At 67.1% G+C, this 22,918-nt stretch carries 16 protein-coding genes; 11 read left to right on the top strand and 5 right to left on the bottom strand.

What is annotated here, in order from left to right; translation table 11 throughout:
* Positions 1–133: 133 nt before the first annotated feature.
* The gene (locus tag ABQE89_RS00210) at positions 134–2,542 is read left to right on the top strand and encodes a RyR domain-containing protein (RefSeq protein ID WP_448412911.1); all 2,409 of its coding nucleotides are present in this window, start codon (positions 134–136) and stop codon (positions 2,540–2,542) included.
* Positions 2,529–5,603: a type 2 lanthipeptide synthetase LanM family protein gene (locus tag ABQE89_RS00205; protein WP_448412909.1), complete on the top strand. Its 3,075-nt coding sequence runs from the start codon at positions 2,529–2,531 to the stop codon at positions 5,601–5,603. Before ABQE89_RS00210 ends, ABQE89_RS00205 begins: the two co-directional genes overlap by 14 nt.
* On the opposite strand, the gene ABQE89_RS00200 is transcribed toward ABQE89_RS00205, so the two are convergent.
* The gene (locus ABQE89_RS00200; protein WP_448412907.1) at positions 5,590–7,320 is read right to left on the bottom strand and encodes an ABC transporter ATP-binding protein; all 1,731 of its coding nucleotides are present in this window, start codon (positions 7,318–7,320) and stop codon (positions 5,590–5,592) included. The two genes, ABQE89_RS00205 and ABQE89_RS00200, sit on opposite strands and share 14 nt — an antisense overlap.
* A gap of 201 nt (positions 7,321–7,521) precedes the next feature.
* Here ABQE89_RS00200 and ABQE89_RS00195 point away from each other — a divergent pair, with 201 nt between their 5' ends.
* The 3 genes from ABQE89_RS00195 (at position 7,522) to purF (ending at position 12,162) form a co-directional block, all read left to right on the top strand.
* Positions 7,522–9,057 carry a sensor domain-containing protein gene (locus ABQE89_RS00195; RefSeq protein WP_448412905.1) on the top strand — a complete coding sequence of 512 codons (1,536 nt, stop codon included), beginning with the start codon at positions 7,522–7,524 and terminating at the stop codon, positions 9,055–9,057.
* Positions 9,058–9,104: 47 nt separating this feature from the next.
* Complete coding sequence (locus ABQE89_RS00190) at positions 9,105–10,523, top strand: sensor domain-containing protein (protein ID WP_448412903.1); 1,419 nt, start codon at positions 9,105–9,107, stop codon at positions 10,521–10,523.
* 106 nt (positions 10,524–10,629) lie between these two features.
* The gene (purF, locus tag ABQE89_RS00185) at positions 10,630–12,162 is read left to right on the top strand and encodes an amidophosphoribosyltransferase (RefSeq protein WP_448412901.1); all 1,533 of its coding nucleotides are present in this window, start codon (positions 10,630–10,632) and stop codon (positions 12,160–12,162) included.
* On the opposite strand, the gene ABQE89_RS00180 is transcribed toward purF, so the two are convergent.
* Together ABQE89_RS00180 and ABQE89_RS00175 are read right to left on the bottom strand one after the other, a co-directional pair.
* Entirely contained in the window at positions 12,163–13,122 is a 960-nt protein-coding gene (locus ABQE89_RS00180; RefSeq protein ID WP_448412899.1) for an NAD(P)H-binding protein, read from the bottom strand. It lies immediately after the preceding gene.
* Between the two features lie 25 nt (positions 13,123–13,147).
* A complete protein-coding gene (locus tag ABQE89_RS00175; protein WP_448412897.1) occupies positions 13,148–13,579 on the bottom strand; it encodes a cupin domain-containing protein in 432 nt (143 codons plus the stop codon).
* Between the two features lie 45 nt (positions 13,580–13,624).
* Here ABQE89_RS00175 and ABQE89_RS00170 point away from each other — a divergent pair, with 45 nt between their 5' ends.
* Both ABQE89_RS00170 and purM read left to right on the top strand, forming a co-directional pair.
* Positions 13,625–15,103 (top strand): class I adenylate-forming enzyme family protein, encoded by a 1,479-nt coding sequence (locus ABQE89_RS00170; RefSeq protein ID WP_448412895.1) that lies wholly within the window; start codon positions 13,625–13,627, stop codon positions 15,101–15,103.
* A 35-nt stretch (positions 15,104–15,138) separates the two neighbouring features.
* Positions 15,139–16,212, top strand: a complete 1,074-nt coding sequence (gene purM / locus ABQE89_RS00165; RefSeq protein ID WP_448412893.1) for a phosphoribosylformylglycinamidine cyclo-ligase — start codon at positions 15,139–15,141, stop codon at positions 16,210–16,212.
* A 27-nt stretch (positions 16,213–16,239) separates the two neighbouring features.
* Here the strand turns inward: purM and ABQE89_RS00160 are convergent, their stop codons facing one another.
* Together ABQE89_RS00160 and ygfZ are read right to left on the bottom strand one after the other, a co-directional pair.
* The gene (locus ABQE89_RS00160; RefSeq protein WP_448412891.1) at positions 16,240–16,404 is read right to left on the bottom strand and encodes a DUF3073 domain-containing protein; all 165 of its coding nucleotides are present in this window, start codon (positions 16,402–16,404) and stop codon (positions 16,240–16,242) included.
* 118 nt (positions 16,405–16,522) lie between these two features.
* Entirely contained in the window at positions 16,523–17,596 is a 1,074-nt protein-coding gene (gene ygfZ, locus ABQE89_RS00155) for a CAF17-like 4Fe-4S cluster assembly/insertion protein YgfZ (RefSeq protein WP_448412889.1), read from the bottom strand.
* Between the two features lie 51 nt (positions 17,597–17,647).
* On the opposite strand from ygfZ, the gene ABQE89_RS00150 reads away from it, so the two are divergent.
* The 4 genes from ABQE89_RS00150 (at position 17,648) to ABQE89_RS00135 (ending at position 22,882) form a co-directional block, all read left to right on the top strand.
* Complete coding sequence (locus ABQE89_RS00150) at positions 17,648–18,517, top strand: aminodeoxychorismate lyase (RefSeq protein WP_448412887.1); 870 nt, start codon at positions 17,648–17,650, stop codon at positions 18,515–18,517.
* Between the two features lie 292 nt (positions 18,518–18,809).
* Entirely contained in the window at positions 18,810–19,658 is an 849-nt protein-coding gene (locus ABQE89_RS00145; RefSeq protein ID WP_448412885.1) for an ABC transporter substrate-binding protein, read from the top strand.
* Between the two features lie 1,521 nt (positions 19,659–21,179).
* Positions 21,180–22,025 (top strand): MlaE family ABC transporter permease, encoded by an 846-nt coding sequence (locus ABQE89_RS00140; protein WP_448412883.1) that lies wholly within the window; start codon positions 21,180–21,182, stop codon positions 22,023–22,025.
* Positions 22,022–22,882, top strand: a complete 861-nt coding sequence (locus ABQE89_RS00135) for an ABC transporter permease (protein WP_448412881.1) — start codon at positions 22,022–22,024, stop codon at positions 22,880–22,882. The genes ABQE89_RS00140 and ABQE89_RS00135 overlap by 4 nt, the downstream gene beginning before the upstream one ends.
* Positions 22,883–22,918: the final 36 nt, after the last annotated feature.

Here is a 22,918-nt window from a genome sequence, read left to right as displayed (position 1 = left end):
CTTCGGCGGCGAGTGTAAACCTCTCGGCCAGCCGATTTGGACGAACGGGCAAAGGCGATGCGGCGCGCACGGCTGACATTTTTCTGCACCGGTTCGGCGCAGGGAACGACCCGTCCGGTGTGATGATTCAGTGGTGAGCACGCGGGGGCGGTTGGCCGGGCCGGGACGTGGCTGGCTCACACATGTGCTTGCCCTGTTGGACATCTGCTACGTGGCCGCGTTGCTGTACCTCTGCGTGGTGGCCGTCAACCCGGCGGTGACGAAGAGGGTGCCGGAACCACTTCGATGGTTCGGTGCGCCGATCCCGCGAGGGGAGACCGCGTGGGCGGCCACCGCGACGATCGCGGTGGTGTTGGCCTTTCCGATAGTTCACGTCGCCCTGCGGCGACTGTCCGGGCGGACCGCCTTCTCAGGACAACCGTTGGTCGTGATCGCGGCGATGGCGGCCTCGGCGTTGGTGCTCGGGATGAGCGCCTACCTACCGTGTCACGACGGCGAATCGCCGATCTTCGCGCCGCTGGCGTGGACGCTCGCGCTCTTCTTGGGAAACGTGCAGACCTTCGCGGACGGCGCATGCGCGAACATGCCGATCGCCCTGGAAGTCGCCCGCCTTCTCGCGTTGGCCACAACCCTCACCGCGGCACTGGCCGCCGGGCTGGCACTGTTCCGCTCCCAACTCGACCGGGTGGCGATCTGGAGGGCGAACTCGCTGACCGTTGTCGTCGGCGTCGACGACGACACGGTGTCGATGGTCCGCGCGATTCTGCGCACCCAGAATCCCGCGGGTGCCGTGGTGATCTTGACCGACGACATCGACGGCGAGGCCGGCCGCAGGGCCAGGGCGCTGGGCGCCAAGCTACGCGCGGTGGATCTCGCCGAGGATGACGCGTTGTCGCGCTTGACGCTGTGGAACCGGTCGGAGCGCCTGTATCTGCTGTCTGGCGATCCGGTGGACAACATCAAGCACTTCAAGACCATCGACGCGGCGGTCGCTCAGCGCGGAAGCGGCCCTGTGCGGATGCCCCTGACGGTCCGGATAGACGACCCGTGGCAGGCGGAGGTGTGGCGGCGCAGCTTTCTGGCCAGCACCGAACGTCGATGGGTGGCCGACGCGGTCGGCAAGTACGAGGTCACCGCGGCCAAACTGGTGCGGCACATGACAACTCGGCCGGAGCGCGGCGCCGTTGCCCGCGAGCTGCCGAATACGGTCGTGCTCTGCGGGCTGTACCCGTTGACCTACGCGATGGCCTCCGAACTGGCCCAGTTGCAGCGCGAACAAGGAATGTATGAGAAGCCGGACGTGGTTCGGCCCTCGAATGTGGTGATCTTCGCCGAGGGAGCGAAGAGTTTCGTCGAGGACCACGAGATCCGACAGGGCCGGATGGCGCCCGACGGCACGATGTTGCCCGTCGTGGATCACAACTCGAACCCCACCGTGGAGGCGATCGCCGAATATCTCCGCGACAAGGACCCGGCGATGCACTCCTTCGTGCTGGGTGATCCGGAGTTGGAGACACACGGGACACGGCTGGCGTCCCGATTCCCGAACCTGCGCATCTACCTCGCCGCGACCGCGGCGACATCACTCATCGACGTGTCCATTGTCGGTGAGCTGTTCACCTTCCCCATCGACATGGAATTCGAAACCGATGCGCCACAGGATGTCTGGGAACGGGCGGCCGAATTGATCCATGAGCACTACAGCGCGGGTACCGCGCGTGACAAACCGAGTACCAAACCGTGGAAGGACCTGGACCCGTTCATCAGGCACTCCAATCGGCGACAGGTGCTCAACGCGTTGTGGATGGTCGAGACGTTCGGTGATCACACCTGGAACAGCCTCGAGCAAAGTGGCCCGACGGCACCGCTGCCGGTGACGTTCGCCGATCTCACCACCACAGAACAACTGCAGATTCTCGGCTTCGACGGCGACACCGTGGAGGCGATGATCAAGGCCGAGCACGAGGATTGGCGGAAGTACTACGAGGACGCGGGATGGAAGTACGACGATCGGCGTGAGGACAGTCGCCGCCGCCACGATCGGCTCCTGCCGTTCGACGAGCTGGTTGCGCGCCATCCCGAGTACGCCGAGGATTCGCGCAGGAGCCTGCTGAGCACGCTACTGAACCTGCGCAACCTCGGATACCGATCCGTCCCGAAATGGCGGCGATATCGCCGCCGCGGCGAGATCACCGCGCAACGGCGGGACCACCCATGGGAGTGGACGACACCGGCGGGGGACGTGATGCGGGCGCAACCCGGCGACTGGACGGTGGTCGACGAAGGAGGGAATGAAAGGTCGGTTGCCGCAGCGGTGTTCGAAGCGACCCATGAAGAGGTGGGTCCGCGACGGTATCGGCGGTGCGGAACGGTGTCGGCCCGGCGCTCGACATGGCGCGAGGTGATCCACACGCTGGAGGGCGATGCGGTGGCCAACGCGGGCGACTGGATCGTCAGGGGACCGCAGGGGGAGATGTGGCCGGTGGCCGACGAGCAGTTCCGCTCGAGTTATGAGGGCCCACTCGACGATGAAGAAGGTTGACCGCGATACGTGGTTCACGCGCGCCGCCACCTTCGAGGAGCTGTTGTCGGAGCGCTTCGAAGACGCTGCCGGCCGACAAGGTGATGCCGAAGTTGCCGCCGAACGTCTTGCCGCGTGGGCGAAGTCATGCGCCAGCGGTGACTGGGCGCTGTTCGACCGCAGGCTGACAAGAGACGGGTACTCGATGGATCGAGCGCGCGCGCGGTTCACCGCGGCGCGCCGGCGGGCCACCACCGGGCCCGAACCCTGGATCGAGGACGCGTCCTGGATTCGATCGGCGCTGTGCGATTCGGCGTCCGTCGCCGACCTGGGCTCCGGTCACCTGCCTTTCGAGCATCTCTTCGCGGGTCTGGCAGGTCAGGCCCGGGCGCGTCTGTGGGAGTCGGTCGGCCCAGGCGCCCGTGACCTGCTGACCCCGACCGGCTGCGAGGAGCTCAACCACCTCTTGGTCGATCGGCTGTGCGAACTGTGTGCGGCCCCGCTCTACGAACGTTTCGTTGCCGGCGGCCGGCGCTACGCCACGTTCGTCGGCGACATGACATCGGGCGGGTTCGAGCGGCTCTTCGACGACAAGCCGATCCTGCTGCGGTTGATCGCCGTGCTCACCCGACAGTGGTTGACCACGGCCCGTGAGTTCGTCGAGCGCCTCCAGACAGACGTCGTGGCCGTCCGTGGCGAACTGCTCGGCCGCGGCGTCGCCGCCCAGGTGAGCGCGGTGCACGGCGGGCTCTCCGACCCGCACCGTGGCGGCCGATCGGTGCTGCGCATTGAGTTCGCCGACGGGCGCCGGGTGATGTACAAGCCCAAAGATCTTCGGGTGGACGCGGTTTGGCACGCACTGGTGCAGCGGTTGAACACACGGGCTCCCGTCGAACTTCGGGCGCCGCGTACGTTCGCGCGCGAACACTACGGCTGGGCGGAGTGCATCGAGCACGCGCCATGCCCGGGCGCCGAGGAGTGCGCCGAGTTCTTCCGGCGTGCCGGAGCCTGGCTCGCGCTGTTTCACTGCTTCGCCGGAAGCGATGTCCACCAGGAGAACCTGATCGCCGCCGGCGACCACCCGGTGCCGGTGGACCTGGAAACCCTCCTGCAACCCGGCGCGGCCGAAGCGATGAATGGCCCACCGCACGCTGCGGCGCATGCTGCGGCGACGGAGCTGATCGCGGATTCGGTGGCGGCCGTGGGGCTGTTGCCGGCCTACGGGCGAACCGCCGACAGAAGCGTGTACCCGGTGGGCGGGATGGCGTCGGACTCGACGGCACGAACCGACGTGGTGTGGGCCGACGTCAACTCGGATGCGATGCGGCCCGTGACGGTCCCGCAGCAGACCAGACCGGCGACGAACCTGCCGCTGGTGGCCGGACGCGAGGTCGGCCTCGACGAGCACCTCGACGATCTGATCGACGGGTTCGAAGAATATGCCACGTTCTTGCGATCAGAGGTGGCGGGCTTCGGGGTGCAATCACTTCTCGACGGCTTCGCCGGACTGCGAATCCGGAAGGTGATCCGGCCTACCCAGTTCTACACCATGCTGCTCGGACGTCTCACCGACGACCGGACGATGGACGACGGCGTCATCTGGTCAGTGCAGGCGGACTTCGTTGCACGGCTCGCCGATTGGGACGACGACGCAGACCCGGGCTGGGCGTTGCGGCGGGCCGAACGGGCGGCGCTTCTGCAGCTCGACGTGCCGTATTTCCAGGTTGGCAGTGACCACTGCGACATCCTCGGCGCGGACGGGGTCGAGGTCAGGGTAGCGGCGGCGCCGGGACTGCAGCGTGCCCGCGAACGCCTACAGCATCTCGACGAAGACGAGATCGCCTGGCAGACCACCGTGGTCCGGCAGACCGCGTCGTTTGTGGCGGAGGCGAATTCGGCGCACAGCGCGGGACAGCGGCTGAAAGGCGACCCGGTCGCCGACCCGAGCGCGGCGGCAATGGCCGAAGCGAACGCCGTCGCGGCGGAGATCGCGCGGTACGCGACGCGACGCGGCACCGGTGCGGCGTGGATCGGCCTGAGCTGGCTGCCCGACTCCGACGTGTCGCAGCTGGCGGTGGTCGGCGATGACCTCTACAACGGCACATCGGGAATCGCGTTGTTCCTTGCGGCGCACGCGAAGACGGCACAGCAGCCGGAATCGGCCGACCTCGCGATGGCCGCGATCGCCCATCTTCGCGCCCAGCTTCGAAGCAGCCAGGCCGCACGCATGGCGCGGCTGCTCGGCATCGGCGGCACCAGCGGTCTGGGGTCGGTGATCTATGCCCTGCTCACCATGTCGAGATTGCTCGGCGACGACGATCTCGCCGCCGACGCACATCTGGCGGCCGGCTTGATCAGTGACGACTTGATCGCCGGAGACCGGCATCTCGACATCGTCGGTGGCAGCGCGGGCGCGATATTGTCGCTGCTGCGGTTGTACGAGGAGAGCGCAGAGCAGTCCGTGCTGAATCGGGCCGTGAAATGTGGTGAGCATCTGCTGTCGCGGCGGCCGTCGGGGGCGCCCCTCGTCGGCATGTCGCACGGCGCAGCAGGTTTCGCCTACGCGATGCGCTCACTCGCATACGTCACCGGGCGACAGGAATTCCTCGAGGCGGCGCGCGGTTGGGTGGCTGTCGAGCACGCCGACTGGACGGACTCGGAGGCCGGCGAGCCGAACCCGCGCTCCCAGTGGTGCCATGGCGCGGTCGGTATCGGACTGTCCCGCCTCGGCATGGCGCGCCGTGGTGGGCCCGACGACGATTCGGCAGCCGAGATCGACATGGCGATACAGGCGGCGGCGCGGGCTTGGCCGGGGCACGTGGACACGCTGTGTTGCGGATCGTTGGGCGGTGTGGAACTGCTCCGCGAAGCCGGTGCCGTGCTGAACCGCCGCGAGTTGACGCAGATGGCGTCGAATCGGCTCTCCGCGATCCTCGCCAACAAGCTGACGACGGGGGACTACCGCTGGAGCGGTGGGGCCCGGCGGTTCAACGTCGGACTGTTCCGCGGTCTGGCCGGGGTGGGCTACACGTGTCTGCGTGAGATCGACGGATCGCTGCCGAATGTTCTCATCTGGACGTAGCGTCGATGCCCTGTGAGAGCGCGATTTCGGCGTAGGTCGGGCAGTCGATCAACAAGGACCGGTGAGACCCTTCGCCGACCACCATGCCGTCATCGATGACGACTATCTGGTCGGCGTCGATCACGGTGGGTACGCGCTGGGAGACCAGGATGACGGTGGACTCGGCCGCCGCACGGCGCAGTGCGGAGCGCACTTGGTTCTCGGTGTGCACGTCGAGGGCCGAGAAGGCGTCGTCGACAAGGTAGATCGCCGGCCGGCGTATCACCGCCCGAGCGATGGCTAACCGTTGTCTCTGGCCACCGGAGAAGTTGGCGCCACCCTGTGACACGACGGTCTGCAACCCCCCGCGGTTGCGGACGAATTCGTCGACCGCGGCGACCTCCAACGCGTCCCACATCTCTTCTTCGGTGGCGTCGGTCTTGCCGTATCGCAGGTTGTCGGCGACTGTGCCGGAGAACAGGTAGCCCCGCTGGGGCACCAGACCCACGGCGCCCCACAACCGCTCGATGTCGTAGTGCCTGACGTCGACTCCGTCGATTCGAACCGAACCGGCGGTGACGTCGAAGAGCCGGCAGATCAACGACACCAGGGTGGATTTTCCCGATCCGGTGCCCCCGACGACGGCCGTGGTGGTACCCGGCCGTGCGGTGAGCGTCACCGCCTGCAACACCGAACGCTGCGCGCCGGGGTACCTGAACTCCACATCGACGAGTTCGACCACGCCTGTGACGCTTTCGGGCCGCACAGCGCCGGGCGGACTGGCGATGCTCGGCGGCGTCGACAGCACGTCGGCGATGCGTTCAGCGCAGATCGCCGCCCTCGGCAACATCGCCAAGAACGTGGTGGCCATCGACACCGCCATCAGGATCTGCATGAAATAGGACAGGAACGCGATCAACGAGCCGACCTGCATCTGCCCGGCGTCGATGCGCAGACCGCCGAACCAGATGAGCGCCACGCTGGAGACGTTGATCACCAGCGTGCTCGCCGGCGGAAGGAGGGCCTGCCAGCGCGCAGCAGCCAGGGTGGCATCGGCCAGCGCTTCGTTCACCCCGTCGAAGCGCCTGCGCTCGAAGAGTTCTCGTCCGAACGCGCGGATCACCTTGAGACCGGACAGCTGTTCGCGCAGCACCCGATTGAGAACGTCGATGAGGTCCTGCATGTAGCGGAAGACGGGCAGGAGGTGAGAGACGATCCAGTAGTTGGCGAGCCCGAGAATCGGCACGCTCACCAGAAGCAGCCACGACAGCCCGACGTCCTGACGGATCGCCATCAGGGTGCCGCCGATACCCATGATCGGTGCGGTGACCAGGACCGTGAATGTCATCTCGACCAGGACCTCGATATGCCATACGTCGTTGGTGGAGCGGGTCAACAGCGACGGCGCTCCGAAGCGCGTTGTCTCCGCGGCCGAGAAGCCGGTGATGTGGCGGAAGACCGCCGCCCTCAGATCGCGTCCGAGACCCATGCCCGACCGCGAACCGAAATACACCGCGCCGATCGCGCACAACACCTGCAGGCCGGTGATCGCCAACATCACCGCCCCCAACTGCAGGATCACGGCGGTCTCGCCCTTGGTGACTCCGTCGTCGATGATCGAGGCGTTGATCGTGGGCAGGTACAGCGCGGCCATACTGCTGATGACCTGCAGAAATATGACGGCTACGACCAGCCACCGAAACGGTGCGAGATATCGCCACATGAGCGCCCGCAGCATCTGGCAACCCTTCCACACCGCCGCGCGTCGTGTGACGTGCTTGCGGCCGCGCCAGCGGTTGATTTGCGTTGTCAAGTATCGCCGGATGCCCTTCGTCCAACGCGCCACGGCGGCGTTGCCGTGCTGCCATACTCGCCGGTGAACGCTGAGTGGGGGGCACGGTGACGACATCCCGTGCGACGTCAGTTGGGGAGGTCCGTGGTGGCTGTTTTCATTAGTTATTCGAGTCGGGATCGTGCGGCGATCGACGGGGTGTTGGCGGCGTTGCGTCGGGCTCATGAGCAGGTGTGGTTCGACGAGGAGCTTGGTGGGGGTGAGTCGTGGTGGCGCACGATTCTTGAGCAGGTTCGCGGTTGTGAGGTGTTCATAGTCGCGTTGTCGAAGAACATGTTGGAGTCCAAGGCTTGTCAGGCCGAGTTGCGGTATGCCCAGGAGTTGGGTAAGCCGGTTCTGCCGGTGTTGGTGGGTCCGATGGACAATTTGCGGATCAATCCGTTGGCGCAGATGCAGACCATTGATTATCGGAATCCCAGTATTGAGGCCGGTATTGAGTTGGTGTCGAGTGTGCATGCGCGGCGGGCGCAGGGTGTGCCGTTGCCGGATCCGTTGCCCGAGGAGCCGCCGATTCCGTTTGCGTATCTGATGCGGTTGGCGTCGACGATTTCGGATCCGTCGCCGTTGAGTGCTCAGCAGCAGATGACGTTGGTGGCGGAGTTGAAGGCGGGGTTGGAGGAGGACGGTAACGACGCGTCGGCTTGTCGTGATATCCGGCAGTTGTTGTGTATGTTGCGTGATCGTTCCGATGTCACCTGGCGTACCCGTACCGAGGTCGAGTCGGTGTTGGCCGCACTGGAATCCAGCCAAACCCCGCCACCGGTCGCGGCGTCGGCCTCGGTGATCACCGCACCGCACCCGGTGCAGCAGGCCCACTATGCGGCGCAGTACCAACAGCAGCAGATGCCGCCACCGCCGCCGGGTCCACCGGGTGCGCCGGGTTCACCGAGCTTCGGCGGGTCTCGGCCCGCCAAGTCCTCCACCAAGTGGATCCTGGTGGGCGGCGGTGTCGCCGCCGCGGTCATCGCCGTGATAGCGGTGGTCGCCGTGATCGCCTTCACCGGCAAAGACCCCGCCCCCACCCCAGAAGCGCAGCCCACTCCTGATCCGACGGTGGCGCCGGCCGCCTTGAACTCGGTCCTGCTCACCGCCGACGAGATCGACGCCGTCATGGGCAGCAACGACATCGAGGCGAGCACCGTCTACACCCGGATGGCGACCGAGGGGCCGAATCTCTCGATGCCACAGTGCCTTGGCGCGTTCAGCACCGCGAACGATGCGGTGTATCAAGGCACCGGTTACAGCACGGTCGCAGATCAGGTCTTCACCACCGAGACGCCCATTTTCGTCTTCGCCAATCAAACCGCCGTGCTCTTCCCGGCGGCCCAGCAGGCCAAGCAGTTCCTCGATACCTCTGCCGCCCAGTGGAAGGGCTGCGCGGGCGAAACCGTGGCCAACAACCGAGAAGACGGAACGCAGGCCAACTGGACGTTCGGCGACGTGACCGAGCAGGACTCACAGGTCAGCATTCTGAAGACGCAGGAGGCCAGCGACGGCCACGCATGTCAGCATGTGCTGCGCGCGGTGTCGAACGTGATCATCGAGGTGATGGCCTGTCATGACCACATCACCGACGAGGCCGACCGGATCGCGGACGAAATGTCGGACAGGGCAAACGCATAGAGCTCACCGGCGAGGTGTCCGGCCCGACATTGCGGGGGAGGTCCGTGGTGGCTGTTTTCATCAGTTATTCGAGTCGGGATCGTGCGGCGATCGACGGGGTGTTGGCGGCGTTGCGTCGGGCTCATGAGCAGGTGTGGTTCGACGAGGAGCTTGGTGGGGGTGAGTCGTGGTGGCGCACGATTCTTGAGCAGGTTCGCGGTTGTGAGGTGTTCATAGTCGCGTTGTCGAAGAACATGTTGGAGTCCAAGGCTTGTCAGGCCGAGTTGCGGTATGCCCAGGAGTTGGGTAAGCCGGTTCTGCCGGTGTTGGTGGGTCCGATGGACAATTTGCGGATCAATCCGTTGGCGCAGATGCAGACCATTGATTATCGGAATCCCAGTATTGAGGCCGGTATTGAGTTGGTGTCGAGTGTGCATGCGCGGCGGGCGCAGGGTGTGCCGTTGCCGGATCCGTTGCCCGAGGAGCCGCCGATTCCGTTTGCGTATCTGATGCGGTTGGCGTCGACGATTTCGGATCCGTCGCCGTTGAGTGCTCAGCAGCAGATGACGTTGGTGGCGGAGTTGAAGGCGGGGTTGGAGGAGGACGGTAACGACGCGTCGGCTTGTCGTGATATCCGGCAGTTGTTGTGTATGTTGCGTGATCGTTCCGATGTCACCTGGCGTACCCGTACCGAGGTCGAGTCGGTGTTGGCCGCACTGGAAACCAGCCAAACCCCGCCACCTTCTCCTGTGCTGCCTCTGGCCGCGCCGACTGCCGCGCCCAAGGCCAACAAGTCCGCCACGAAATGGATCCTGGCGGGCGGTGGCGTCGCCGCCGCAGTCATCGCCGTGGTGGCGGTGGTCGCCGTCCTGGCCGTCACCGGCAACGGCCCGACCGTCACGCCGGAGGAACCGGTCCCGACGGTGGACCGCGCCGCCTTCGACGGCATCCTGCTCGCCGCGGCCGAGATCCACGACATCGTCGGCACCTCGACGTTGACCGCCACCGACGTGATCGACCGCATGGACGACTTCGACTCGACCATGTCCGACCCCACCTGCGTCGGGCTGATGGGTACCGCGCTGAACTCGGTGTACGCCGGCAGCGGGTATTCCGCGGTCAGGGACCAGGGCTTCTCGGCGGAGAACCCGGGCGTCTGGGTCGGGCAGACCGCGGTGTTGTTCCCGGCGGCCGACCGGGCCCAGACCTTGTTCGACGGCTCGGCGGACAAGTGGGGCCGCTGCAGCGGCGCCACGGTGACGCTGTCGAGCGACGACGGCGACCAACGCTGGAGCTTCGGCGAGCTCGCCGAATCGGACTCGCACATCGCCATGACCTCGACATTGGAGGCGGGCGGGGGCACGGCGTGCGGCCATGCGATGCGGGTGTCCTCGAACCTGATCATCGAGTCCTTCGCATGCCACGACCACGTCACAGACGCGGCCGAGCGCATCGTCGAACGGATAGCCGCCAAGGTTTCGCCGTAGTCACGCGGGCGATTGAGGCGACATGGCGGCCACGATTCCGCGTTCTGCCGACGATGTCCGTAAAGTGGACGGCGTCTACCCACCCCGCCATGGGAGCAGCCATATCGTGACCGGCCCGCAAACCGAGCAAGAACCCCGCGAAGAGTGTGGCGTATTCGGCGTCTGGGCGCCGGGTGAAGAAGTCGCCAAGCTGACCTACTACGGCCTGTACGCGCTGCAGCACCGCGGACAGGAAGCGGCCGGCATCGCCGTCGCCGACGGCTCCCAGGTGCTGGTGTTCAAGGATCTCGGGCTGGTCAGCCAGGTCTTCGACGAACCGACACTGGCCGCGATGGAGGGCCACGTCGCGGTCGGCCACTGCCGCTACTCCACCAGCGGGTCGACCACCTGGGAAAATGCCCAGCCGGTGTTCCGCAACACCGCGGCGGGCACCGGCGTGGCGCTGGGACACAACGGCAACATCGTCAACGGCGCCGAACTCGCGGGCCGGGCTCGCGAGGCCGGCCTGCTCGGCACCCGCGGTGCGCCCGCGGCCACCACCGACTCCGACATCCTGGGTGCGCTGCTGGCCCACGGCGCCGCCGACGCCACCCTCGAGCAGGCCGCCCTGGAACTGCTGCCGACCGTTCGCGGCGCCTTCTGCCTGACCTTCATGGACGAGAACACGCTGTATGCCGCCCGCGATCCGTACGGTGTGCGGCCGCTGGTGTTGGGCCGGCTCGACCGCGGCTGGGTAGTCGCATCCGAGACCGCCGCGCTCGACATCGTCGGCGCCTCGTTCGTCCGCGAGATCGAGCCCGGCGAACTGCTGGCCATCGACGCCGACGGGGTGCGCTCGACGCGGTTCGCCAACCCCGAACCGAAGGCGTGCGTGTTCGAATACGTCTATCTGGCCCGGCCGGACAGCATGTTGGCCGGACGCTCGGTGCACAAGACGCGCCTGGACATCGGCCGCGCGCTGGCCCGCGAGAAACCCGTCGAGGCGGATCTGGTGATCGGTGTCCCGGAGTCGGGCACCCCGGCCGCCGTCGGATACGCCCAGGAATCCGGCATCCCGTACGGCCAGGGCCTGATGAAGAACGCCTACGTCGGGCGCACCTTCATCCAGCCCTCGCAGACCATCCGCCAACTCGGCATCCGGCTCAAGCTCAACCCGCTGCGCGAGATCATCCGCGGTAAGCGGTTGATCGTCGTCGACGACTCGATCGTGCGGGGCAACACTCAGCGGTCGCTGGTACGGATGCTGCGTGAGGCGGGCGCCGTCGAGGTGCATGTGCGCATCGCCTCGCCGCCGGTGAAATGGCCGTGCTTCTACGGCATCGACTTCGCCACCCCGGCGGAGTTGATCGCCAACGCGCCGAGCAATCAGGCCGACGAGGCCGAGGTGCTCGAGGCGGTGCGCCACGCCATCGGCGCCGACACGCTGGGCTACATCAGCCAGGAGGGCATGGTCGCGGCCACCGAGCAGCCCGCGTCGCGGTTGTGCACCGCCTGCTTCGACGGCAATTACCCGATCGAACTGCCGGGCGAAACGGCGTTGGGCAAGAACGTCATCGAGCACATGCTGGCCACCGCCGCGCGCACCGGGGTGCCCGTCCAGGTGGACAACGACAACGTCTCCGCGCTGCGCCGTCCCTAGTCACCGGCCGACGTGCGCCCACCGCGGGTCGCTGGGCAACGGCCCGATCCGCAAGGCCGCGGCGACCGCCTCCCGGTAACCGGTCAAACCGCCCTCGGGCGGCGCGATGACGGTGTCGACGTCGTGGTCGCCCGCCACCGCATCGCATTCCAGCGACGCCACCAGCGGGCGGGCCAGACCGGACGGCATCGGGGTCACCAGGCCCACCCACCAGCTGGCGATCGCCGCCGACAGCAGCGGCACCCCGACGATCAGTCGCCGCCGCAACCCCGCGACCTGCGCGTAGATCTGCATCGCCTCGCCGTACTCGAGCACGTCGGGCCCGCCGATGTCCCAACCGCGTGAGGTGGGCACGTCGGCCGTCGCGGCGGCGGCCAGATAGTGCAGGGCGTCGTCGACGGCGATCGGCTGGATCTTGTTGTGCACCCACCTCGGCGCGGTCATCACCGGAAGCCGGTTGGTGAGGTGACGGATCATCTCGAAGGACGCCGACCCCGCCCCGACCACGATCCCGGCCTGCAGCACCACCGTCTGGATGCCCGAGTCGATGAGGATGTCGCCGACCGTGGCGCGCGACTGCAGATGCGGCGACAACTCCGTGTCGGCGGGGTGCAGCCCGCCCAGATACACCAACCGCTTCACCCCGGCGTCGGTGGCCGCGGCAACGACGTTGCGCGCCGCGGCGGCCTCCTCGGCGACGAAGTCGTGGGTGCTGCCCATCGAGTGCACCAGGTAGTAGACGACGTCGACGCCGTCGAACGCCGACCGCAGCGACGCCACGTCGCCGAGGTCACCGCGGGCGACCTCGGCCCGGCCGCGCCAGGCGACGTCGGCGAGCTTGTCCGGATCGCGGGCCAGCGCGCGCACGGGGTGGCCGCGGTCGAGCAGCAGCGGCGCCAACCGACCACCGATGTAGCCGGTGGCCCCGGTGACCAGGCAGCGGGTCTGTTCAGGTGACATCCCCGCTCTATCGCCGTTTTGCGGCTCAGGCAAACCCGCAGCCGGGGTCGGGGGCCGCCACGGACAGCGGCGCGCCCGTCGGCTGGATGTAGTCGATCCACAGCACCACCGGTTCCGGGCCCAGGTTGCGTCCGACATGGACATGGCCTCGCCCGCTGTCCTCGACGACCGGCGCGCCGGCCTCCGAGACCACGTCGGTGCAGTCCGCCATGGTCCGGGTCAACGTGCCCGCCCGGACCACGCCGAACACCCGACCGTCGTGGTAGTGCCATCCGGTGCTGCCGCCGGGGGCGATGGTGATCTCCCTGGCGATGTAGTCGATCCCGTCGACCGTCGCCTGCGAGATCGTGACGGCCTCGGTGCCGACCGGGGCGGTGGCGGTCGCGGGCGCGGGCGCTACCACCGACGCCCACACGACGGCGGCCGCGACGAGCGCCAGAGCGCGAACCGGTTTCATGAATTGTCACGCTGTCACACTCGCCGCGGCGCGACAATGGAACGCGTGGTCGGGCTTTCTCGGTTGGCGTCGCCGGACACCGGTCACGAGACCGCCACCGCGCTGATCCACGCCGGCCGCACCTGGTCCTACGCGCAGTTGCGGGCGGCCGCCGACACGTTGGCCGCGGCGATGCTCGCCGACGGGCTGACCGGGGCGCCGGTGGCGCTCATGCTTCCCAATGGGCCCGACCTGGTGCTCAGCTACCTGGCGTGCTTCGCCTCGGGGGCGGTGGCGGCGCCGCTGAACGCCCGCTACGCCGCCCCGGAGGTCGAGCAGGCCCTTCGGCGGGCGCGTCCGCGCTGGCTGATCGCCCACGCCGACCGGCGCGGAATCCTCGACCGGGTGGACCCCGCAGTGCTGGCCGGCACCCGCGTCCTCGTCGCCGGCGGGCCCGACCCGCTGGCCGACGACGACAGCGGCGCGCCCGCGGCCGCTTTCCCCGCAGTCGCGCCCGCAGCCGATGCGCCCGCCGTCGTGTTCTTCACCTCGGGGTCGACCGGACAACCTAAGGGCGTCGTGCACAGCCACGCCTCCACACTGGCCATGCTGACCAGCACCTCCGAGGCGCTCGGCGACATCGGCGCGGACGACATCGTGCTGGTGTGCGAACCGCAGGTGCATGTCAGCGGATTCATCGCGACCTTCGCGGCGCTGCACGCCGGCGCCACCGTGGTGCTCTACGACGGCTTCGACCCGGCCACCTACGCCCGCGCGCTGACCACCCACCGGCCGACGGTGATCTGCACACACGTCGACGTGCTGGCCCAGTTGCTGCGCCAGCCGGGGGTCGGCCGGGACTGGTTCCGTTCGCTGCGCGGGGTGTACACCGGCGGCGACACCGTCCCGGCCGCGGTGCAGCGGGAGTTCGGCCGGGTGAGCGGGCTGCCGATCGGCGTCGGATACGGCATGACCGAGGCAATCTGGCTGACCGTGCAACGCGACGCCCGCACCGACCGCGACGGCTGTATCGGACGACCGCTGACCGGTGTGTCGCTGCGCGTCGACGACGCGACCGGCGAGTTGCTGGTGGCCGGCCCGATGGTGATGCAGCGGTACTTCGACGACGACGCGCTCACCCGCGCCACTGTGGTCGACGGCTGGCTCCGCACCGGCGATCTGGCGCGCTGCGACCCCGACGGGGTGTGGTGGTTCACCGGCCGCATCAAGGATGTCATCGTGCGGCGCACCTCGAAGATCACCCCGGGGGAGGTCGAGGCCGCACTCGACCGCCATCCCGACGTCGAGATCGCCGCCGTCATCGGCGCACCGGACCCCGAAGAAGGGGAAGTGCCAGTCGCTTTCGTGGTGCCGCGGGCCGGAGCGCGGCCGTCGCCCGAGGACCTGGTCGCCTTCCTGCGCGAGTACATCGCCGCGTACAAGATCCCGGCCCGCATTCACCTGCGCGCATCGCTGCCCCTGACCGCCAGCGGCAAGGTCTCCCGTCACGACCTGCGAGAAGACGGGCGGCCCGCCAAGTGGTGACCGCGCCGTGAGCCCTCGCGGTAGCCTTGTCGGCGATGACCGAACGCGCCGACCCTCCCGGCATTTCCTATGCGTCGGCCGGGGTCGACATCGAAGCCGGTGACCGAGCCGTCGAACTTCTCAAACCGCTGGCCAAAAAGGCCACCCGGCCCGAGGTGCGCGGCGGCCTCGGCGGATTCGCCGGGCTGTTCGCCCTGCGCGGCGACTACCGCGAGCCACTGCTCGCCTCGTCGACCGACGGGGTGGGCACCAAGCTGGCCGTCGCCCAGGCGATGGACAAGCACGACACGGTGGGCATCGATTTGGTCGCGATGGTCGTCGACGACCTCGTGGTGTGCGGCGCCGAACCCCTGTTCCTGCAGGACTACATCGCCGTCGGCCGCACCGTGCCGGAGCGGATCAGCGAGTTGGTCTCCGGCATCGCCAACGGATGCGTGATGGCCGGCGCGGCGCTGCTGGGCGGGGAGACCGCCGAACATCCGGGCCTGATGGCGCCGGACCACTACGACATCTCGGCCACCGGCGTCGGTGTGGTGGAGGCCGACGACGTGCTGGGCCCGGAGCGGGTCAAGCCCGGAGACGTCATCATCGCGATGGCCTCCACCGGGCTGCACTCCAACGGGTATTCGCTGGCCCGCCACGTCCTGCTGGAGATCGACCACATGAACCTGGCCGGCCACGTCGAGGAGTTCGGCCGCACGCTCGGTGAGGAGCTGCTCGAGCCGACCCGCATCTACGCCAAGGACTGCCTGGCGCTGGCCGCCGAGACGCAGGTGCGCACCTTTTGCCACATCACCGGCGGCGGGTTGGCCGGCAACCTCGAACGCGTCATCCCGCAGGGGTTGATGGCCGAACTCGACCGTGGCACGTGGACGCCCGCCCCGGTGTTCGGCATGATCGCGCAGCGTGGCCGCGTCGAACGCGCCGAGATGGAGCGGACGTTCAACATGGGGGTCGGCATGGCCGCCATCGTCGCGCCGGAGGACACCGACCGCGCGCTGGCGGTGCTGACCGCGCGGCACCTCGAATGCTGGACCCTGGGCACCGTGAAGAAGGGTGTCAAGGACGGGCCCCGAGCGGAGCTCGTCGGTCAACACCCACGGTTCTAGTGGGTCGACTGGGGGCCGGTCTGCGGGCTAGGGCCGCCACTCCTCCTCGTCGGCCCAGTCGTCGACGTTCACCTCATCACTGGGCGCACCCGACAGCTCACGTTGGAGCCGCTCGAAGTCGGTCTGTGGAGAGCTGTACTTGAGCTCACGAGCAACCTTGGTCTGCTTTGCCTTAGCCCGGCCGCGGCCCATGGGGGAACCCCCTTGCGCAATAACGGAGCGGCCCATTTAACAGGCGGCTCCGATCTGAGTGTCTTATTTGTCCTGCCAACAGGATACCGTGCCGGGCCGCGCGGCGCTGACAGGGCCGTCACGCCCCACCGCGACGCAGCTGTTCCACGGCGCGTCTCCCGGCACCCGCGACGTCGGGCGGCGGCATCGAATCGGGATCGATGGCCGCGGTCACCCGCGACTCACCGCCGGTGGTCAATTCGACGTCCGCCGGCAGGCTCCGCTTGAGCAGTGCCAGCGCGATCGGGCCCTCGTCGACGTGGTCGACGACGGTGCCGAGCCGGCCGACGGTGCGCTCACCGGCCAGCACCGGATCACCGGTCGCCGGGCGGTCCGGTCCGCCGTCGAGCTGCAGCAACACCAGCATCCGGGGCGGCTTGCCCAGGTTGTGCACGCGCGCCACGGTTTCCTGCCCGCGGTAGCAGCCCTTGTCCAGATGCACCGCCGAGCCGATCCAGCCCACCTCGTGCGGGATCGTGCGCTCATCGGTGTCCACCCCGAGTCGTGGGCGCCGCGCGGCGACCCGGTGGGCCTCGTAGGCCCACACGCCCGCGGGCCGCACGCCGGCGTCGGTGAGCCGCCGGCTCCACTGTGCGGCCTGGTCGCGGGGTACGAGCACGTCGACCTCGCGCCCGGGGGCGCACAGCCGGCGCACGAAGCCCCCGCCGGGCAGCGCGGCCGCGGTGTCCTCGGCCGGTAGCGCGTCCACCCCGAGCGCGTCGAGCACCGCGGCGTCGCCGACCCGCGGCCCCAGCATCGACAGCACGGCCAGCTCGCCGGGGTCGACCACGACGTCGGCCCAGAACACCATCTTGCGCAGGTAGGTCAGCAGCGGTTCGCCGCGCCACGGCTCGGTGTCCAGATAGGTGACGTCGCCGACCTCGCTTTGGATCCAGTGATCCTCGACACGGCCCTGCCCGTCGAGGCTGAGGTTCTGGGTGACCGCGCCGTCGGGCTGATCGCTGACGTGCTGGCTGGACAGCTCGTGCAGCCACGTCTTGCGGTCGGCGCCGGTGAGCGTGAGCACGGCGCGGTGCGACCGGTCCACCAGTACGGCATCGTCGGCGGCTGCGCGCTGTTCGCCCAGCGGGTCGCCGTGATGCCACACCGCACCGGCGTCGGGTCCTGTCTGTGGAGCTGGCACTGCTGACATAGGTCAACTCTACGTTCGGCGCGGTTCGCCACGCGGCTACGCTGATGGCCCATGGCAAGCCAACCAGCGGTCGTGATCACCCTCGACGGTGAAACCCACGACCCGGCGGCCCCGCTGTTGCACGCCGACGACCTGGCCGCCGTCCGCGGCGACGGTGTCTTCGAGACCCTGCTGGTGCGAGGTGGCCGGCCCTGCCTGCTGGAGGCGCACCTGTCCCGGCTCGCCCAGTCGGCGCGGATGACCGACCTGCCCGCCCCCGACCTGCCGCGCTGGCGGGCCGCCGTCGACACCGGCCTCTCGCAGTGGGCCGGAGGCGAGGGCGTGCTGCGAATGGTCTACAGCCGCGGGCGCGAAAGCGGTTCGCCGCCCACCGCGTTCGTCACCATCGGCGAACTTCCGGCCCGGGTGCACGTCGCGCGCCGCGACGGTGTGGCGGCGATGACGCTGAACCGCGGGGTCTCGGCCGACGGCGCCGGGGAGATGCCGTGGCTGCTGGCCGGCGCCAAGACGCTGTCGTACGCGGTGAACATGGCCGCGCTGCGGCACGCCGAACGACACGGCGCGGGCGACGTCATCTTCGTCGGCACCGACGGTCACATCCTGGAGGGCCCGCGCTCGACTGTCGTCATCGCCACCGAGTACGGCGGCCGCCCGGTGTTGCTCACCCCGCCGCCGTGGTTTCCGATCCTGCGCGGGACCACCCAGCAGGCGCTGTTCGAAGTCGCCCGGAACAAGGGCTACGACTGCGACTATCGCGCCCTTCGGCCCGCGGATCTGATTGCTGCGCAAGGGGTCTGGTTGGTCTCCAGCATCACGCTCGCGGCCCGGGTGCGCACCCTCGACGGGGAGCCGCTGCGGGCGGCCCCGCTGGCCGAGGACTTCGCCGGGCTGGTCGACGCCGCGATCGTCAGCGACCGCTGAAACTCCCTTGTCGCCGCCCGCCCCGCGCAGGTACGGTCGCTCGTACACAGGGAAGGAGGTGGTCCGAGAAATTGAATGGCTTATGGACTTGTGAGGTGACTGCGAGCTAGCAGCGCCAGGGGTTGACGCCTGCGCGCGCTGGCGAATTCCCCGCAGTCACCCGGCCCCCGAGCCCCTCGGTGTTGTCCAACGGAGGAACCATTGGCTCGGGGGCCGACCCATGTCCGGATCGGTAGCAAACCGTTGCCGACGGGTGCTGGTGTGCCGAACGCCGCTGGGCGATGATGCGGCCATGCGCAACGCCAAAAGGGTCGTGTTGTTGCTGGCCGCGATCACGTTGTTCGCCGTGACGGCGTGCGCGCCGATCTCCCGCGACCCGGCGCCGCGCGCAGACGTCTGCCGCAAGGACCACCTGAGCACCCTGTACCAGGGGGTGTTCACGTTCGGGACTGACCAGCCCGCCTATCCGCCGTGGTACATGGGTGACGACCCCACCAACGGCGAGGGCTTCGAAAGCGCGCTGGCCTACGCCATCGCCGAACAGTTCGGCTACGCCCGTGACGAGGTGCGGTGGGTGCGGATCCCGTTCAACGGAGCGCTGGAGCCAGGCCCGAAGACGTTCGACGCCAACCTTTCTCAGTTCTCGATCACCAATCAGCGCAAGGCCGCGGTGGACTTCTCGTCACCGTATTTCGACGTCACCCAGGTCGTCGTCACGACCAAACGATCCCCGGCCGCGCGGGTGCGCGCCATCGCCGATCTGAAGAAGGTGCAACTGGGCGTGCAGGTGGGAACCACTAGCCACAACGCCGCGCTCGACGTCGAGGCCGATCGGCCGGTCGAGGTCTACAACACCACCTCCGACGCGAAGGTGGCGTTGACCAACGGGGGCATCGACGCGTTGGTCGCGGACCTGCCGACGGCGTTTGCGGTGGCGGGCGAGATCCGCGACGGGCTCATCGTCGGCCAGTTGCCCGTCCACAGCGGTCAGGTCGAGCAGTTCGGCGTCGTGCTGGACAAGAACAGTCCGCTGACCCGATGCGTGTCCTCGGTGGTCGAGGCGCTGGGCGCCGACGGCACCCTGACCCGCCTCGAGCACCGCTGGCTCGACGAGGCGGGTAAGGCCCCGGTGTTGACCTGAGCTACGGCCGGTCGGCGGGGCCGGGCGCCAGCGACGAGCACTCCTGCAGCCCAGGTCGACTGCGTGGTCGCGGCACCGTCGAAGTTGATCCGCCCAGGCGGGGATGGGTCAAGAACGATGCTCGCGATGCTGCGCATCTGACCCGGCTGCTGCGGCTGGGCGAAATCACCGCGGTCACCGTTTCCGCGGCCGAGGAGGAGGCGGTGCGCGATCTGGCGCGGGCGCGCGAAGACGCCCCGGGTGGATGTGATGCGGGTACGGCACCGGCCGTTGAACTACTGCCGCGCCAAGGTCGGGTGCACTCCGGCGGGCGGGTCTGGAACAGGGTCCACGAGACGTGGCTGCGACGCCAATGATTCGATGATCCCCACACCGGCGCGCCCTTCGATCACCACTTCGATGCGGTGCTCAGCGCAACTGCGGCCAGGGACCGTCTCGACGAGCAGATCGTCACGATCGCTGCCTCACCGCGGTGGGCCGACGCGGTCAACCGGCTGGGGTGCCTGCGCGGCATCTCGGCGTGATGAGTGAGCCTACGTCCGGCTCTGCCGCAGCGACGAGCGCTGCAACGAATTCGCCAAGTCAGATCAGTACATCTAGCCCGCGCAGTACGCGCTGCAAAACCGGGCCATCAACCAGGGATTGAAGCTTCACGTCGTTCAGACGAGCAAGGTAGCGAACCCCGGGTGGCGATGGCTCCCCGTCAAGCCATCCGATATCGAACGTGTGAGCCGCTCGAAGACGTAACCGCGCGGCGACAAGTCTCGATGGGAACGGGCGTGCGGCACGTGTTCCAACCGTGCCACAGGGTAAGGAACGCCGAGATTGTACAGAGTTTTCAACCGTACGACCGACAATCGATAGAGACGCGTCAGGGTTGGCTTGCGGGCGTGAAGCGCAATCATCCACAGTACCGACGTGGGGCGGAGTTCATCGTGCTGCGTTTGCTCGACGCTGCCGTGGTACACGGTGAAGACAACGCAAATCCCAGTCGGCTGCGGCGTCGGGTCCAGTGGCGGCCTGCACCGAGTGTGCCCCGAAATAAGCTGCATACCAGCGCGATTAGCAGCCCAGACACTACGCAAGAGCCAGAATGTTGATGAACAACCCGCGTCACAGATATATGTGCGTTCGCCGCCGGAGAACCTTCGAGCAGCATAGAAGTAGTTGGCTTACAGGTCGAGCGACACCGGCCCTTGCCGCTTCGTGGCTAATTCTTGCAAGCTCTCGACAGTTCCTTGACACCTCATGCGACGAACGTTATCGTCTCTCAAGTCCATACGGATGGTCGATAGATTGAATAGGCGCCGATACGCCGACCAAGCTCGGCCGTCCGCTCTCACAACACCACACCCGCACTCAGACGAAAGGCCACGCGATGTGCCAAAGCCAGCATGGCGCCCCGCGGTGTGGCGAGACCGTGCTCGACAGAGAAGGTCACCACGGGACCCTCAGCTTCGCGGTTGCGCTGATGGGCATCCCGCTGTCGACGGGCGGGTACCGAGGTCGGAATTGTCGAAAATGACAAGCGAAGTCGCGCTGCAGGAGCGCAAGCAGCGGTGGCGTTGGGTTCCGGTGACGTCGATTCAGAAGGTCATCGAGGGCTCGCCAGTGGATCCGGTGATTCGAGGCGTTGGCGAGTTCTTCGCCATGGCATTGGACACGGTGGTCCTAATGTGCAGGCCACCGTTCGCCTTTCGCGAGCTGATACTGCAGATCTGGTTTGTCGCACGCGTATCCATCGTGCCAACGATCGCGCTGTCAATCCCTTTCACGGTGATGGTCGTATTCACCTTCAACATCCTTCTCCTTGACATCGGTGCGGCCGATGCCTCAGGGACGACGGCGGCCTTTGGCACCGTCGCCCAGGTGGGTCCGGTAGTGACCGTTCTGGTGGTTGCCGGCGCCGGCGCAACGGCGATGTGCGCAGATCTCGGCGCTAGAACGATCCGCGAAGAACTGGATGCATTGCGAGTTCTGGGGATCAACCCCATTCAGGGCTTGGTCGTACCGCGAGTTCTCGCGGCTACACTAGTCGCCTTCCTCCTTGCTCCGTTCGTGACCATTGTTGGGCTAACCGGCGGATTCTTATTCGCCGTCTTCGTCCAGGATGTCAGCCCGGGTGCGTACGCTGCCGGACTAACACTCTTGGTGGGAATTGGCGATGTAATCGTCTGTTTGGCGAAGGCAACGTTATTCGGTTTCGCCGCGGGCCTCATCGCCTGCTACAAAGGCATGTCCGTGCGCAGAGGTGCCGCGGCGGTCGGCACCGCCGTCAACGAAACGGTAATTTTCGCCTTCGTTGCATTGTTTGCAATCAACGTCATCATGACTGCTGTCGGTGTCAACACCGGGGCGACGAAATGACGACATCGGCGCCTACTCGCTACACTCGTTTTCCTCGCGTCACGCGAACGTTCCATGGTTGGAACGATCAATGGAATCTGTTGGGGGTTCAGACGCGGTTCTATGCGCAGACCCTCGCCGAGACCGGCGAAGCTGTTTTACGTAACAACAAGGAAATAGTGCGCTTGATCGCTGAGATGGGATTCGGCATCGGCGCGTTGGCGCTCGTTGGCGGCACAGTAGCCATCGTCGGATTTCTCACGATGTCTGTCGGCGTCTTGGTCGCCGTGCAGGGCTATCATACTTTGGCTGGTGTAGGGGTAGAAGCTCTCACAGGATTTGCTAGCGCTTTCTTAAATGTGCGGATCATTGCACCGTTGATTTCCGGGTTCGCGCTCGCTGCAACGATCGGCGCTGGCGCGACGGCTCAGCTCGGCGCAATGCGCATTAATGAAGAGATCGATGCGCTAGAAAGCATGGGTATAAAGTCGATTGCCTACCTGGCATCCACACGCGTCGTCGCGGGTATCATTGTGGTAATCCCGCTGTACACCGTAGCAATAATCATGTCATTTCTTGCCGCGCGCGTGGGAACCACGGCGATATATGGTCAGGCAACCGGTGTTTACGACCATTATTTCAACACTTTCTTGCACCCTACCGATATTTCGTGGTCGTTTTTACAGGCGATATGTTCGAGCCTGGTAATAATGCTCATCCACACGTATTACGGATATCATGCCAGCGGTGGGCCAGCCGGCGTCGGAGAGGCGGTCGGCCGTGCGGTTCGCCTATCGCTGATCGGCACGGTCTTCGTATCCATGATCATTTCGCTCTGTGTTTATGGGCAATCCGGCAACTTCCACCTTTCGAGCTAATGATGACATCCCCAACTGCAAATAGGTGCCGACGTC

The organism is Mycolicibacterium sp. XJ1819 (assembly GCF_053483675.1).
The sequence above is the reverse complement of the archived record's forward strand: the minus strand, read 5'-3'. Positions and strand labels throughout refer to the sequence as shown.

Excerpts from the sequence above, each read along its gene's own strand:
- ABQE89_RS00205 (WP_448412909.1), top strand. The coding sequence starts at position 2,529 with ATGAAGAAGGTTGACCGCGATACGTGGTTCACGCGCGCCGCCACCTTC.
- ABQE89_RS00200 (WP_448412907.1), bottom strand. The coding sequence starts at position 7,320 with ATGCTGCGGGCGCTCATGTGGCGATATCTCGCACCGTTTCGGTGGCTG.
- ABQE89_RS00180 (WP_448412899.1), bottom strand. The coding sequence starts at position 13,122 with ATGTCACCTGAACAGACCCGCTGCCTGGTCACCGGGGCCACCGGCTAC.
- ABQE89_RS00175 (WP_448412897.1), bottom strand. The coding sequence starts at position 13,579 with ATGAAACCGGTTCGCGCTCTGGCGCTCGTCGCGGCCGCCGTCGTGTGG.
- purM (WP_448412893.1), top strand. The coding sequence starts at position 15,139 with ATGACCGAACGCGCCGACCCTCCCGGCATTTCCTATGCGTCGGCCGGG.
- ABQE89_RS00160 (WP_448412891.1), bottom strand. The coding sequence starts at position 16,404 with ATGGGCCGCGGCCGGGCTAAGGCAAAGCAGACCAAGGTTGCTCGTGAG.
- ygfZ (WP_448412889.1), bottom strand. The coding sequence starts at position 17,596 with ATGTCAGCAGTGCCAGCTCCACAGACAGGACCCGACGCCGGTGCGGTG.
- ABQE89_RS00150 (WP_448412887.1), top strand. The coding sequence starts at position 17,648 with ATGGCAAGCCAACCAGCGGTCGTGATCACCCTCGACGGTGAAACCCAC.
- ABQE89_RS00145 (WP_448412885.1), top strand. The coding sequence starts at position 18,810 with ATGCGCAACGCCAAAAGGGTCGTGTTGTTGCTGGCCGCGATCACGTTG.
- ABQE89_RS00140 (WP_448412883.1), top strand. The coding sequence starts at position 21,180 with ATGACAAGCGAAGTCGCGCTGCAGGAGCGCAAGCAGCGGTGGCGTTGG.
- ABQE89_RS00135 (WP_448412881.1), top strand. The coding sequence starts at position 22,022 with ATGACGACATCGGCGCCTACTCGCTACACTCGTTTTCCTCGCGTCACG.